The organism is Thermoanaerobacterium butyriciformans (assembly GCF_017874545.1).
Lineage (GTDB): Bacteria > Bacillota > Thermoanaerobacteria > Thermoanaerobacterales > Thermoanaerobacteraceae > Thermoanaerobacterium > Thermoanaerobacterium butyriciformans.
Window position 1 is genome coordinate 1 of the sequence record NZ_JAGGLT010000026.1, and the last position, 15,151, is coordinate 15,151.

The 15,151-nt window shown below is 33.1% G+C and carries 16 protein-coding genes; 1 reads left to right on the forward strand and 15 read right to left on the reverse strand.

The features are described from left to right. Positions 1-68 precede the first annotated feature (68 nt). On the forward strand, positions 69-383 hold the full coding sequence (locus J2Z80_RS10935; protein ID WP_245301280.1) for a PepSY domain-containing protein: 315 nt from the start codon (positions 69-71) through the stop codon (positions 381-383). Between the two features lie 56 nt (positions 384-439). Here the strand turns inward: J2Z80_RS10935 and ppdK are convergent, their stop codons facing one another. From ppdK to rpsU, 15 genes are all read right to left on the reverse strand, one after another. Continuing rightward, entirely contained in the window at positions 440-3,070 is a 2,631-nt protein-coding gene (gene ppdK, locus J2Z80_RS10940; RefSeq protein WP_209454421.1) for a pyruvate, phosphate dikinase, read from the reverse strand. Further along, on the reverse strand, positions 3,071-3,886 hold the full coding sequence (locus tag J2Z80_RS10945; RefSeq protein WP_209454422.1) for a pyruvate, water dikinase regulatory protein: 816 nt from the start codon (positions 3,884-3,886) through the stop codon (positions 3,071-3,073). Between the two features lie 198 nt (positions 3,887-4,084). After that, entirely contained in the window at positions 4,085-5,473 is a 1,389-nt protein-coding gene (locus J2Z80_RS10950; RefSeq protein ID WP_209454423.1) for a glycine--tRNA ligase, read from the reverse strand. Between the two features lie 134 nt (positions 5,474-5,607). Further along, complete coding sequence (locus tag J2Z80_RS10955) at positions 5,608-6,009, reverse strand: DUF4342 domain-containing protein (RefSeq protein ID WP_209454424.1); 402 nt, start codon at positions 6,007-6,009, stop codon at positions 5,608-5,610. Between the two features lie 12 nt (positions 6,010-6,021). Continuing rightward, entirely contained in the window at positions 6,022-6,768 is a 747-nt protein-coding gene (gene recO, locus J2Z80_RS10960) for a DNA repair protein RecO (protein ID WP_209454425.1), read from the reverse strand. Between the two features lie 126 nt (positions 6,769-6,894). Further along, a complete protein-coding gene (gene deoC / locus J2Z80_RS10965) occupies positions 6,895-7,548 on the reverse strand; it encodes a deoxyribose-phosphate aldolase (RefSeq protein WP_209454426.1) in 654 nt (217 codons plus the stop codon). A gap of 40 nt (positions 7,549-7,588) precedes the next feature. Then, positions 7,589-8,488: a GTPase Era gene (era, locus tag J2Z80_RS10970; protein WP_209454427.1), complete on the reverse strand. Its 900-nt coding sequence runs from the start codon at positions 8,486-8,488 to the stop codon at positions 7,589-7,591. A 19-nt stretch (positions 8,489-8,507) separates the two neighbouring features. Continuing rightward, entirely contained in the window at positions 8,508-9,206 is a 699-nt protein-coding gene (locus tag J2Z80_RS10975) for a diacylglycerol kinase (protein ID WP_209454428.1), read from the reverse strand. A gap of 7 nt (positions 9,207-9,213) precedes the next feature. Then, positions 9,214-9,702 carry an rRNA maturation RNase YbeY gene (ybeY, locus tag J2Z80_RS10980; RefSeq protein ID WP_209454429.1) on the reverse strand — a complete coding sequence of 163 codons (489 nt, stop codon included), beginning with the start codon at positions 9,700-9,702 and terminating at the stop codon, positions 9,214-9,216. Next, positions 9,699-11,759 (reverse strand): HD family phosphohydrolase, encoded by a 2,061-nt coding sequence (locus J2Z80_RS10985; RefSeq protein WP_209454430.1) that lies wholly within the window; start codon positions 11,757-11,759, stop codon positions 9,699-9,701. Before J2Z80_RS10985 ends, ybeY begins: the two co-directional genes overlap by 4 nt. A gap of 5 nt (positions 11,760-11,764) precedes the next feature. After that, on the reverse strand, positions 11,765-12,763 hold the full coding sequence (locus tag J2Z80_RS10990) for a PhoH family protein (RefSeq protein ID WP_209454431.1): 999 nt from the start codon (positions 12,761-12,763) through the stop codon (positions 11,765-11,767). Further along, on the reverse strand, positions 12,744-13,949 hold the full coding sequence (gene yqfD, locus J2Z80_RS10995) for a sporulation protein YqfD (protein ID WP_209454432.1): 1,206 nt from the start codon (positions 13,947-13,949) through the stop codon (positions 12,744-12,746). The genes J2Z80_RS10990 and yqfD overlap by 20 nt, the downstream gene beginning before the upstream one ends. A gap of 103 nt (positions 13,950-14,052) precedes the next feature. Continuing rightward, on the reverse strand, positions 14,053-14,325 hold the full coding sequence (gene yqfC, locus J2Z80_RS11000; RefSeq protein ID WP_209454433.1) for a sporulation protein YqfC: 273 nt from the start codon (positions 14,323-14,325) through the stop codon (positions 14,053-14,055). Positions 14,326-14,494: 169 nt separating this feature from the next. Then, positions 14,495-14,938, reverse strand: a complete 444-nt coding sequence (locus J2Z80_RS11005) for a GatB/YqeY domain-containing protein (RefSeq protein WP_209454434.1) — start codon at positions 14,936-14,938, stop codon at positions 14,495-14,497. A 12-nt stretch (positions 14,939-14,950) separates the two neighbouring features. Further along, positions 14,951-15,136, reverse strand: coding sequence for a 30S ribosomal protein S21 (gene rpsU, locus J2Z80_RS11010; protein ID WP_013297679.1), 186 nt, complete (start codon positions 15,134-15,136; stop codon positions 14,951-14,953). Positions 15,137-15,151 lie beyond the last annotated feature (15 nt).

Sequence of the window (15,151 nt, forward strand, 5' to 3'; positions counted from 1 at the left end):
CTCTGTGCCGTACACTCTAATTATACCACGATTCCTACTGTCTATCGTGATAGTTTTCGTTTATCGTGATGCTGTCAAAGCATGATGTTTATTTTATAAATCAAATTCATTTTTTTAATCCACGTTTAGAATATATTGTTAACTCAAAAAATGGTATTTCAAGAGAAGATGCAATATCAATTGTAAATAATAATAAGTTATGCGATGAGATTTGGAAAATAGAGTTAAAACACGAGACAACAGAAAGTCCCAGAAAAGAATTAGTTTATTGGGAGATATTAACAAATAAACGCAGCTCTTATTCAATGATTTTTATTGATTTTTATACCGGGAAGTATAAAGTTATAGATAAAAATGGCAAAATAATAAAAAGCAATATGTAAAAGGCTGCTGGACAAAATATGCCAGCAGCCTAAAAAATTACACTTTTCTATGGTATTTATTTTTCATCCTTTATTGCAGCTTGTGCAGCAGCAAGTCTTGCAATAGGCACTCTGAAAGGTGAGCATGATACATAGTCAAGACCTGCTTTATGGCAGAACTCTATTGACGATGGATCTCCACCATGTTCTCCGCATATACCTACACTTAAATCAGGTCTCGTTTGTCTACCTAATTTTGTACCCATTTCAATAAGCTTGCCTACACCATTTTGATCAAGCTTTGCAAAAGGATCAAACTCGTATATCTTTTTGTCATAGTATGATTCTAAGAACTTACCAGCATCATCTCTTGAAAATGCAAATGTAAGCTGTGTCAAGTCATTTGTACCAAATGAGAAGAATTCAGCTTCTTTTGCAATTTCATCTGCTGTAAGAGCGGCTCTAGGTACTTCAATCATTGTTCCAACTTGGTACTTAAGGTTCGAATTCTTTTCTTTTAATACCTCTTCAGCAGTTTTTACGATTATGTCTTTTACATATTTCATTTCTTTTACATCGCCAATAAGAGGTATCATTATCTGTGGTTCAATATTAATGCCAAGTTTATTTGATACGTTTATTGCTGCTTCAATTATAGCCCTTGTCTGCATCTCAGCTATTTCAGGGTACTTAACAGCGAGCCTGCACCCTCTAAAACCAAGCATTGGGTTAAATTCTTTGAGGCTTTCCACAGTTGCTTTAAGATCCTCAAATGACATTCCCATTTCATTTGCCAGTTCTTTAATATCCTCATCTTCATGTGGTAAGAATTCATGTAATGGTGGATCAAGAAGACGTATTGTAACAGGATGTTCTCCCATAGCTTCAAACAATCCTTCAAAATCTGACCTTTGCATAGGAAGAAGTTTATTCAAGGCATTTCTTCTTTGCTCCTCGGTCTTTGATACTATCATTTCCCTCATAGCAGGTATTCTATCTTCAGCAAAGAACATGTGCTCTGTTCTGCAAAGGCCTATTCCTTCAGCACCGAAATTTACTGCAACTTTTGCATCTCTTGGAATATCGGCATTTGCTTTAACTTTTAATTTTCTATATTTATCTGCCCAACTCATCAGAGTTGCAAAATTACCTGTCAAAGAAGGCGGAACAGTCTTTATTTCTCCTAAATATACATTACCGGTGCTTCCATCAATTGATATGTAATCACCCTCTTTAACTACAATATCACCGATCTTCATTATCTTTTGATTTTCATCTATCAAAGCTGCACTACAACCAGCTACACAGCATGTTCCCATTCCTCTAGCAACAACAGCAGCATGGGATGTCATACCACCACGGCCTGTTAAAATACCTTGTGCGGCAGCCATACCTTCAATATCCTCAGGTGATGTCTCCATTCTAACAAGAACTACTTTCTCTCCTCTACCTTTTGCAGCCTCAACTGCATCATCTGCAGTAAAGTAAACTTTTCCTGCGGCTGCACCTGGTGATGCTGGTAAGCCTTTTGCTATCGGTTTTGCTGCTTTTATGGCTTCTGCGTCAAACATTGGATGCAATAACTGATCAAGCTGTTTTGGATCGACCCTTAATACTGCTTCTTTTTCATCAATTAATCCTTCATTTACCAAGTCTATTGCAACTTTCAATGCTGCTTGAGCAGTTCTTTTTCCATTTCTAGTTTGAAGCATGTAAAGCTTTGATCTTTCTATAGTAAACTCAATATCTTGCATATCTCTGTAGTGGTTTTCTAGCTTGTTTGCAATTTCTGTAAACTGATTGTACACTTCAGGCATTATGTCTTTTAAAGTAGAAATTGGCTGTGGCGTTCTTATACCTGCAACAACATCTTCGCCTTGAGCATTCATCAAGAACTCACCAAACAAGGCTTTTTCGCCTGTAGCAGGATTTCTTGTAAATGCAACACCTGTACCTGAGTCATTTCCCATATTGCCGAATACCATTGTCTGAACATTTACAGCAGTGCCCCAATCGCTAGGTATATCATTTAACCTTCTGTATACAATAGCTCTTGGGTTATCCCATGATCTAAATACGGCTTTAACAGCTTCAAGAAGTTGAACTTTTGGATCTTGGGGGAATTCAACACCCATCTCTTGCTTGTACAGTTCTTTATACCTCTTTACAACTTCTTTTAAGTTTTCTGCAGTTAGATCTGTATCGTATTTTGCACCGTTTTCTTCTTTTACAGCATCAAGGATTGCTTCAAATTTATTTTTATCAATGCCCATAACAACGTCAGAGAACATTTGAATAAATCTTCTATAGCTATCATAAGCAAATCTCTCGTTATTTGTAGCTTCAGCGAGTCCTATAACTGTATCATCATTTAATCCAAGATTTAAGATCGTATCCATCATTCCAGGCATAGAAACCCTTGCACCTGAACGCACTGAAACCAATAGCGGATTTTTCTTATCACCAAACTTTTTGTTATTTATTTGCTCTAGAATAGCCATGTTTTTGTAGATTTCTTCTACTATTTCATCTGATATTTTTTTGCCATCTTCGTAATATTTGGTACAAGCTTCTGTTGTTACAGTAAATCCTTGTGGCACAGGCAAACCTAAGTTTGTCATTTCTGCAAGGTTTGCTCCTTTTCCACCAAGTAGATTTCTCATTGATGCATTACCTTCGCTGAATAAATAAACATACTTCTTTGCCATTTATAGTCCTCCTTTATTAATTTTACTTAATATTATACTTGCCGTTTCTTCAACAGCCTTATTTGTTACATCTATAACTGTACAATCTAACTTATCCATCACCTCCTTAGCATAATTGAGCTCTTTAATTATTCTATCTTTAGCAGCATAAACTGCTGTAGAATCTAACCCTAATGATTTAAGCCTTTCTTTTCGTATTTCTACCAAATTATCGATGTTTATCATAAGTCCAAATATTTTATTGTGATCTATCTCAAATAACTCCCTCGGTGGATCTACTTCAGGTACAAGTGGAAAATTAGCAGCCTTAATATATTTATGTGCAAGATACATACATAACGGTGTCTTTGAAGTCCTGGATACACCTAATATCACAACATCAGCCAATAATATACCATTTATATCTTTCCCATCATCATGTTTTACCGCAAATTCAATTGCATCCATCTTTCTAAAGTAATCTTCATCCAATTTCCTTTTAGGAAAAAACAACTCTGAAGGTGGTATACCAGTAGTACCTTCTATAGCATCCATAATCGGTCCCATCACATCTACTATGCGTAAATTATATTGTCTAGCTTTATTGAGCAGATGTCTTTTTAACTCATCAACTACCATCGTATGTATTATAAGACTATTTTTGTTATTTGACGCATCAATAGCTATTTCATCGATTTGATTTTTATCACCAACATAAGGAAACTTTTTTATCTGATTTATATTGGTGCCAAATCTAGAAGCAGCTATTGCAGCAACATGTTCTGCCGTATCTATGCTGGAGTCTGAAACAAGATAAATAGCAACATTCTCATCCACAATATTTTAGCCTCCTAAATATTAGGTGATACTATATCAGTCACGTGGGACAATTTCACTCCCATTTAAGCAACAGTTTTCAGCTTAACGTTTTCTAAACACTTACACTACCACTTTAAATTAAAAATTAATTACAATTATGTCCAATAATATTATAGCATAAATTATAAAAAAAAACAGGCAATAGCCCGATTTTTTTTATAATTTTAATTTTGATTCTAAATATGATTTAACTTCATTTATCTTAATCCTTATTTGCTGCATTGTATCTCTATCTCTTATTGTCACCGATTCATCATTTAGGGAATCAAAATCGTACGTTATGCAATAAGGTGTACCTATTTCATCTTGGCGCCTATACCTTTTTCCTATACTTCCAGTTTCATCATAATCGACAACAAATTCTTTCCTTAGATCATCATATAGTTTATACGCATTTTCACCTAGCTTTTTAGAAAGAGGCAAAACTGCTGCTTTTATTGGTGCAAGCATAGGATGCAATTTTAGAACAACTCTAGTATCATTTTCCTCTACTATTTCTTCATTGTAAGCATCTATCAAAAATGCCAAAGCTACTCTATCAGCCCCTACAGATGGCTCGATACAGTACGGTATGTACTTTTCATTTGTGACAGGGTCAAAATATGTTAAATCTACTCCTGAATGTTCCATGTGCCGCCTAAGATCGAAATCAGTCCTGTCTGCTATTCCCCACAATTCTCCCCATCCAAATGGAAATCTGTATTCTATGTCTGTAGTGGCATTACTGTAATGGGAAAGCTCTTCCTTACTGTGATCTCTGAATCTTAAATTTTCTTTCCTTAATCCTAAATTTAAGAGCCAATTCATACAAAATTCTTTCCAGTATTTAAACCACTCCATGTCTTCACCAGGCTTGCAGAAAAATTCCAATTCCATCTGTTCAAATTCTCTCGTCCTAAATGTAAAATTCCCAGGAGTGATTTCATTTCTGAAAGACTTGCCAATTTGCCCTATCCCAAAAGGGATTTTCTTTCTTGTTGTTCTTAACACATTTTTAAAATTTACAAATATTCCTTGCGCCGTTTCTGGTCTTAAATATATCTCTGATTTAGAATCTTCTGTAACACCCTGAAATGTTTTAAACATCAAATTAAATTTTCTTATATCGGTAAAATTATGTGCACCACAAACAGGACACGGTACATTATTATCATCAATGAATTTTTTTAATTTTTCATCAGACCAACCATCAACAATAGCTTCTTGTCCTTGTTCTTTCAAATAATCTTCAACAAGTTTATCAGCACGAAATCTTGATTTACACTCTTTGCAGTCCATCAATGGATCACTAAATCCACCTACGTGCCCTGATGCTACCCATGTTTCGGGATTCATCAATATGGCACAATCAATACCTACATTGTATTGACTTTCCTGTATAAATTTTGACCACCAAACTTTTTTCACATTGTTTTTAAATTCAACCCCTAGTGGCCCATAATCCCATGTATTCGCTAATCCTCCATAAATTTCAGATCCTGGAAATATAAAGCCTCGATTTTTTGCAAGAGATACTATTTTATCCATAGTTACTTCAAAAGCCATATACAAACACTCCTTCTTATGTATAAACAAGACCCTTTTTCCTACACGGTAAAAAGGGTCAATGCTCAATTTATTTTAGAATATCAGATAGTTTAAATTATGTCAATATAATAAATAACAAATTTAATCTTATTTCATTCCTTTTCTTCTTTTAAAACTGTAATCTCTTTATTTGGTCTCTCTATCTCAATAGTGCAATTAGTAAAAAACGCCAGTGCCGCTCCTATTATTGTAAGCTGAGGAACTATAATAGCTGATATAGCACCTGCTGTAATCGGAATTTCTAGTATAACATTATCATCTTTTTTAATCCTAATTTTTGTCACATTTCCTTTTTTAACTATTTCCTTTACTTTATCAACAACTTCGGAGCCAGCAACAGATATGCTTTCTGTCCAATTTTTCTTATTTTCCTCTAGATAAATAAGAGCATCGACAACATCACCATTGCTTTTCTCTAAAGCTTCCTTCGCTTCTTTATAACTAACTCCTGCCCTTGCAACAATCTGGTCAATTTTCTCAAGATCATTTTCCACCTTTATCACCTCCTACATGTTTTTTATCTTATCTAAAAAATTCTTTGACTGAAATATTTTGTCAAAATGGATATCCATATATTTAGTCATTAGTCTGTCTAGTTCGTCTACAGTTGCTTTTTGTACCACCATTTTTCCTATATCATTGAAACCATATTTAAGTAAAAATCTTAATATATTTAGTGTATCTCTTTTCAAATAGAATATGTCATCTGCCGTGCTTTTGCAATTTTCACATAAAATACCGCCTTTAGTCGGTGAAAAATACATAATCTTCTCTTTTTTCCCACAAGATACGCAATGATCAACTTCAGGCATATAACCCATAAACGTCACAAATTTCAAGTTAAATAAAACTGCAAGTAAATCATCATTGACGGAACCTTTTTCAAGCAACAACAAAGAATATTTCAAAAGATTATAGACATTGATATTTCTTTCCTCTTCTTCAAGCAATTTATAAACAACATCAGCAAAATATGATGCATAAGAAAACTTTAAAATGTCATCATCCATCTTTAAAAAAGAATGAATTAATTCCCATTGATCCACATAATAATAATTTTGACCCTGAAATAAAACATAATATCCAATAGAAAACGGATGAGAAGACCCTAAAAATCTACTTTTGGAATTCCTTGCGCCTTTGGCTATTGCCTGTATCTTTCCGTTTGTTTTTGTAAAAAGCGTAACAACTTTATCAGACTCGCCAATAAGTCTACTTTTCAAAACAATAGATTCGGTTTTTATAAACTTCATACTAATTTATCCTTTTTAAATTTATTGTTTTCTATATAAATACGTTCATAATCTTTGTAAATCATAAAATATTCAATATTCCCTGTTTTTTTAAAAAGGTTCCAAATCAGATGTAAGATCATACTCTTACCATCCCTTTACAATTTGTATGCCTGAACTTGTACCTATCCTATTAGCACCTGCCTCGACAATTTCCTTTGCAAATTCTGCAGTCCTTACGCCTCCTGATGCCTTAACACCAAAATTTTCACCTACAGTTTTTCTCATAAGTTTTACATCGTGTACAGTAGCACCGCCGCTGCCAAAACCAGTTGATGTTTTTACAAAATCAGCACCTGCATCCACTGTAATTTTACAAGCCTTTATTTTTTCTTCATCAGAAAGATAACATGTTTCTAATATAACTTTTACGATTATATCTCCAAATGATTTAGCAGCACCCGTTACAGCTTCTATCTCATTTTTTACATAATCATAATCTCCAAATTTAAGTTTTCCTATATTTAAAACCATGTCTATCTCATGCGCACCATTTAAAATAGCTTCTTTTGCTTCAAAAACTTTTGTTTCGACAGTATTAGCCCCTAGGGGAAAACCAATTACTGTACACACCTTTACATCAGTGTTTTTCAATATATCAGCGACATATTTTACATGACACGGATTTACACAAACAGAGGCAAAACCGTATTCAATAGCTTCTTCCGCTAATTTTTTAATTTGTATATCTGTTGCATCAGCTTTCAATAGCGTATGATCAATCATTTTTGCAATGTCCATCAATAAATTCCACCTTTCATACCTATACTAACATTAATCATTATCTTTTGTCAATCGCATAGCCGAAACTTCTTAATATACTAATATTATCTCTCCAACCTTTTTTAACTTTTACCCACAAATCTAAATATATTTTTTGTCCAAATAGACTTTCCAGCTCAGTTCTGGCGCTGCTTCCAATCTTCCTTAACATCTGCCCGTTTTTACCTATGATAATAGCCTTATGTGACTCTTTTTCGCAAAATATAAATGCTTCAATGTCCAAAATGTCTTTATTTTCACGAACTTTCATCGAATTAACTTCTACATATACTCCATGTGGCACTTCATCTTCCAAATAATTCAGTATTTTCTCCCTAATTATTTCGGATACTAAAAACTTTTCTGGCCTATCTGTTATATAGTCACTAGGAAAATATTGAGGCCCCTCAGGCATATATGATACTATTGTGTGTTTCAATAAATCTATATTTTTATTTTTTAAAGCAGATATTGGCAAAATATCTTTAAAATTATACTGTGCCTTAAAAATTTCGATAGTTTTATCAACAGCTTCATAAGGTACCGTATCAATTTTATTAATTACAAGAATAACCGGTGTATCAACTGATATCAAGTGCTCAATTATATATTTATCACCAGGTCCAACCTCAACATCCGGTTCTATCATATAAATTATCAAATCAACTTCTGATAACGTCTTTTTTACAGATTCAATCATTATTTCGCTTAATTTATGTTTCGGCTTATGTATACCTGGTGTATCAATGAAAACTACTTGATAATTCTCTCCTGTCAGTATACCTTGAATTGTATTTCTTGTAGTCTGTGGTTTATCAGAAGTAATAGCTACTTTTTCTTCTAACAATGCGTTTAATAACGTAGATTTACCAACATTTGTCCTTCCTATTAATGCTGCAAATCCTGATTTAAATACCATATCATCACCTCAAATATTTTTATTTGACTATCTGAAAAAATAATACTGTTATAAGTATACCAATAATTGATCCCACGATTACTTGAAATGTAGAATGTATATTCCCCTCTACTCTACTCTGTGCTACCATAAATGCCATTATAAAACTTATAGTCGATAAAAGTATATTTTTAGATATAAACGTTGATGCAGTAGCAAGGCAAAAAGCAATTGCACTATGTCCGCTAGGTAAACCGCCTCGTAATGGTGTTCCCTTTCCAAAATAAGCTTTTAAAATTATTGTTACTATCATTACTACTATAAGTGTTATAAATGTTACATGAGCAGGAGAATTCTTAAGCTTTGTAAGCAAAATATTCGTCCATGGGTTTAATCTGTTAAAAAAAAGCAAATACGCAACAAATATTGCATTTAAAGCAGATATTAATACTGCACCTGCAGCAATATCTTTAGCAATTTTGGCCAAAACATGGTACTCATCAGTTATTAAATCCACTATAGTTTCCACTGCTGTATTAATCATTTCGGCCATCAAAACAAGCGATATTGTAACAATTATGGCAATCATCTCAAGTTTACTAAAATTATAAAAGAGGCTCAAAATTAAAACTAATATTGCTGCAGCAAAATGTATCTTCATATTTTTTTCAGTTTTAAATGTATATATTATTCCTTCTATAGCATAATTAAAGCTATCTATTAACTTTTTAATCTTCAAAAATATATCACCTTTCTATTTTTAAACGTCTCATAACTTCATCTTCTTTTTCTCTCATTGTCTTTCTATCTTCATCTGTCTCATGATCATACCCCATTAGATGAAACATACTGTGAGCTGTAAGATACGCTACCTCTCTAATGAAAGAATGCCCATACTCTTCCGCTTGTTGTTTCGCCTTCTCAAGTGAAATCACTATGTCTCCAATTGGCTCAGGGCCTATTGCATCATATTCATCATTATTTTCTTCGTCAATATCGGAGTATATTTCTTCAAATTCAACCAGAGGAAACGACAATACATCTGTTTCTCTATCGACATTTCTATAATATTTATTTAATTTGTGAATCTCTTCGTTGTCGACAAATGATACGCTTACCTCCACATCATCTACAATGCCTTCAACTTCTAAAGCTGTTTTAATAACATCTTCTACAATTTTATCTAATCCATCAATATCAACTTTATCCTGCCTATTATCAATCAAAATATTCATTGTAACACCTCTGCTTTATTATTTTCTATTTCAGGATACTCTATCCTATGATGATATATTCCGTTCAAAGAATTCAAAAAAGACTTAGATAAAACTTTAATATCTTTTAATGTTAAATTGCTTTCGTCTAATTGTCCATCTTTTAACCTGTCATCAATTATCTTGTTAACCATAGTTTCAATTTCGTCATCTGTCGGTTCACGAAGGGATCTTACTGATGCTTCAATAGAATCTGCCAACATTAAAATTGCAGATTCTTTCGTTTGCGGCTTAGGACCAGGATACCTAAAAGAGTCTTCTTCACATAAGTCATCAGCTTTTAATGCTTTGCTGTAAAAATACTTTACAAGGGATGTTCCATGATGTTCTCGTATTAAGTTGATAATATCCTCAGGTAATTTATACTTTTTAGCCAGTTCTACACCATCTTTCACATGTGACGTAATCACCAATGTACTTAAATCTGGAGATATTTTATCATGAAGATTTTCATCAGTAAATTGATTTTCTTTGAAAAAATAAGGTCTTTTTACTTTCCCTATATCATGGTAATATGCACCTACTCTTGTTAAAAGACTGTTGGCACCAATCGCATCAGAACCAGCCTCTGCTAAATTAGCAACAATTATACTGTGATGATACGTACCAGGAGCATCCATCATCAATTTTTTCAATAAAGGATTGTTGGGATTTGAAAGTTCAAGTAATTTTAGAGGTGTTATTATATCAAATCCTGCTTCCCAAAATGGAAGCAATCCAATAGCAAGAATCACGCTGAAAGCACCACTAATAATTCCCCACAAGCTGTTTTCTAAAACAGATACAATATTATTACTATTTATCAAACCTACACCTAATATAGATAATGTATTAACAGCACTTACGTAGATACCTGCTTTGACGAAATCAATTCTTTGTTTAGAATTTACCATTTTTATGGCTCCAATGGTACCTCCAAATATGGACATGATAAAAAAGGCTTGATTAAAATTCAACATCATTCCACCAATGATTGAAAAGAAAGTATTTAGCATTATAGCAATAAATGGGTCTAATATTACAGATACAGATAATGCTAACATTTCAGATGGTATCAATAACGGATTTATATTTTTTAATGCAATAACAATAAAATAATATATAATTCCCAACAAGTAAAGTATTTGAATATATGCGTTCTTTTCTTTCACTTTTTTATTAAGCCTATTTATATAGTATATAGTGATAAACAAAGACAACAATAATAGCATAATAATCCCAGAAAGCATAGCTATGTCTATCCCGCTGTTATTTTTTAACAAGCCCAAAGCCTTTAAAACCCGAATTTGGTCACTCGTAACGACTTCCCCACTTACAATGATGTTTTGTCCTTTTTTGTAAACGACTGGCTCTACTTTTTCAGCAGCTTCTTTCCTGGCAAGTTCCGTCTCACTTGCATTATATATCATGTTAGGAGAAATCACCGATGATATTATAGTGTAAACTATCGGTTTCAAATCCTGACTTAAATCCGAATTGTCAACAACACTCTTTACACTATTTAGTGCTCCAGATAAAGCGTCATCAGTTATCTGCCTCGACATTGTAGCCTTTTCAGTAGAGATCGCCAATGATTCAGCAGTGATTATAGTATTATCTTCCGCAGATAACAAAGCTTTAAGTGATTGTTCATCTAGTTTAATTGGAAGCGTTTCTTTTAATGTATTTAGCTTTTCATCAGGTTGTGCATTGGATTTTCTTATATTCCTTAATTTGTTAAAAAAGTCGGTTAGTTTCACATACGACTCTTGTGCAACATTTTCATCATAATCATATTTTGGATTGACACTATTGATTGCTTCTTGAATCTTTTTCTGTGTTGCCAAATTATCAACAATATCTTTTGGCGCTTTAATATCTATCTGGGCAACATCTCCTGCTTTAATATCAAACTTTGGTGGAGCTATGGCTGTGTAGAACAAAAAAATTGTTACAACTAGGTATATCAATGTAATGTATATTAAATATGCCTTTTGACTTAACAGTATTTTTTTTATCGGCATGTCCTTAATTAACATCCAAATTAATCCTCCCACGAGCTTTTTTCTTCTGTGCTGCTGTCTCTTTCTTTAGACTTTTCATAAGATTCATATGCCTTCACTATTTTTGCGACTAGAGGATGTCTTATGACATCTTGTTCTTTTAGTAAAACAAATTCTATGCCTTCTATTCCATTCAATATCTCTATAACATCTTTTAGTCCCGATCTTTTTCCCTTAGGCAGATCTACCTGAGTTATATCGCCAGTTATAACAGCCTTAGAACCAAAGCCAATTCTTGTAAGAAACATTTTCATCTGTTCGGGAGTGGTATTTTGTGCTTCATCAAGTATTATAAATGAATCATCTAAAGTCCGTCCCCTCATGTAAGCCAGTGGTGCAACTTCTATTAAGCCCTTCTCCATGTACTTTTGGAATGTTTCAGCTCCTAATATATCATACAGGGCATCGTACAATGGTCTTAAGTATGGATCAACTTTTTCTTGCAAATCACCAGGCAAAAATCCAAGCCGTTCTCCAGCTTCTACAGCAGGTCTAGTCAAAATTATACGCCCTATTTCTTTGTTCTTTAAAGATGTAACAGCCATAGCCATAGCCAGATATGTCTTACCTGTACCTGCTGGACCAATCCCGAAAACTATCTCATTATCCCTTATGGCATTCACATATCTCTTTTGACCATATGTCTTACATCTAATCTGTTTACCTCTAGATGTTATGCAAACAATGTCAGATAATATTGATTTTAGCTTTTCTTCCTCTCCCATGTTAACTAGTCTCATAGCGTATAATACATTTTGAGCCGTTATTATCTCACCGCTATTAATAATGTCAATAAGTTCACTAAACACTTTTTCTGCACCATCAACGTTACTATCTTCACCACTAATTTTAATCATATCGTCGCGAACTACAATTTTTACATCCATTCCTTCTTCTATCAATTTTATATTTTCGTCAAATTTTCCAAAAAGATTTGCTGCTTGTTCTATATTATTAATATCAATTGTTACTTCTTTCAATTTTTACCTCCGTATTATAATTGATATTCTCTTGAGTCCCTATATCCTCTATTACTTCTACTATAACGTCAGCCCGTAATACATTAGTATTTACCATAGTAATCTTTTCTTGCCTGCTTACTATTTTAGCATCTTTCCCAAAAGCCGGTTTTATATTCTCCAACGCTTTGTCAATTGCTAGTCTTTTTGCTTCATCTTTCGTCAGTCTCTTTTCAACCGGCACAGTCTCATAATACGTTTCACTTGTTATCTTTATAGGCGAATAGTTTGATGTTATTAATTTTACTTTTTTATCATAATTTTTAAAATCAATCTTACTGGGCGATAAAGTTAAATTACTATTCCCCATTGATATTTTTGTTACAGTAATTTTTTTCCCGGTTCTTTCGTATTTTTGTTGTATTAAACTTACATCTGCATAACCTTCATACCAAGTCCTTGCCAATACTGTACCCATTGAATGCACAAATCGTGTATCAGTATTTGGTCTTTCAACTATACCTGATACTAATACATCTCCTGTTTTTACAGTATCGCCAACTTTTTTAACAGCATCTCCTTCTAATACTGCCATCTTATATATTATACCATCTTTTTTAGCTATTATATTACACGGTACGTTGTCATGTAAAATCGCTGGTGGTGTAGTTTTTTCTACAACTTTCACGATAGCTTTTGTTCCTTTAATATCGATTCCTATCCAAGATATATCTTTTTCATCGATTAAAAATTCTTGCTGTATCTTTGGTATATCAATAGCTGACTTAGAAATACCAGGCTTAAGACCTAATTTATCGAGTTCTGATATTATGGAACTTTCATCTACATTTTTCGGATTTACAATCTCTACAGACCAAATAAACATTGAAAAAATATATGCCAGTATAATACATGACAATGCACCTATTACAAGCATTTTTCGTCTTCGCAAATATAAAATAATAAACGGAAGACCTCTTTTTTCGACAATATATACTCTGCACTTAGTTACTTTTGCATATGGCAACAACAACTTAAAACCTTTTAAACTAATCTTTGCAACTATAGTACTATGGTCTGTCCTTTTTACATCCCACACATATATGTTTTTCGATATAACAAGATTTAAAAATCTTTCAATTGATAAACCTTCAATTCTTATAATAGCATACCCGTATAAAAAATTCCACAATTTTATCGCTAGCAAATAAATACCTCCTTCTGGGAAATTGAGATAACTCGTAATATTCACTAGAATGGCTAAAAACACTGCATGATTTTTTAACATTTTTGTACAAAACTTTGCATCTCTATATAATTATTTCTATGCTGATTATCTTCCCAGTGATTACTAGGATTTCTGTCATAACTGAATTTATAATCATGTTCTTGCCAGATATTCTAATCATTCCTATTGTTGAATTAATTCTTATTCTTTCTGGTATATACTCTATTATGCCTCTATGATTTTCAACTGTTATTTGCGTATTACCTATTACGGTTATCTTAGGAAGGTTCAGTAACACATCTTTCGGAAAGTCAACTAAATTTAAAATTCCTTCTTTTATTGTGTTTGACTTCATGGTAAAGCCCCCTCCCGTTAAATTTTATGAATTATTAAGTAAAAACATTCTCTTTAGGATTTCAATATAAAAAAATAAAAAAAGCATGGATCTTTGTATTCCATGCTCTACATTATACATTTAGATTAAAAACAAAAAACTTGATACTTTAACGTACCAAGTTTTTTTCTCACTGCAAATGCTGTGAAACTATAGTTTTAACTTTATTGCCATCAGCTTTGCCCTTTACAAGAGGCATTACTTTGCTCATAACTCTTCCTATATCGTTTTTATTTGAAGCACCAATCTCATCTATAACGCCTCTAACAATTTCATCAATCTCATCGTCAGACAACTGCTGAGGCATATATTCAAGCATTATTTCAATTTCACGGTTAGCTTTATCAACCAAATCCTGCCTTCCACCTTTTTCATATTCGGGCAGAACTTCTTTTCTTTGCTTTATTTCCCTTGAAATTACATTAATGACCCCATCATCATCAAGTACTTTTCCAGTATCCTTTTCAACTTGCAATATTGAAGATCTAACCATACTTAATATATTTTTTCTGAATGTGTCTTTTGCTTTCATTGCATCAACCATATCTTTGTATATCTGCTCTTTAAGGGCCATAAATACACTTCCTTACTTGCCAAATTTGTACTTTCTTTTTCTAGCTGCTTCTGATTTCTTTTTGCGTTTTACACTTGGGCTCTCATAATGTTCCCTTTTTCTTAATTCAGAAAGCACGCCACTTCTCGAGCATTGACGTTTAAATCTTCTCAATGCATTATCAAGGGACTCATTTTCTCCAACTCGAACTTCTGACACTATAATCTCCCTCCC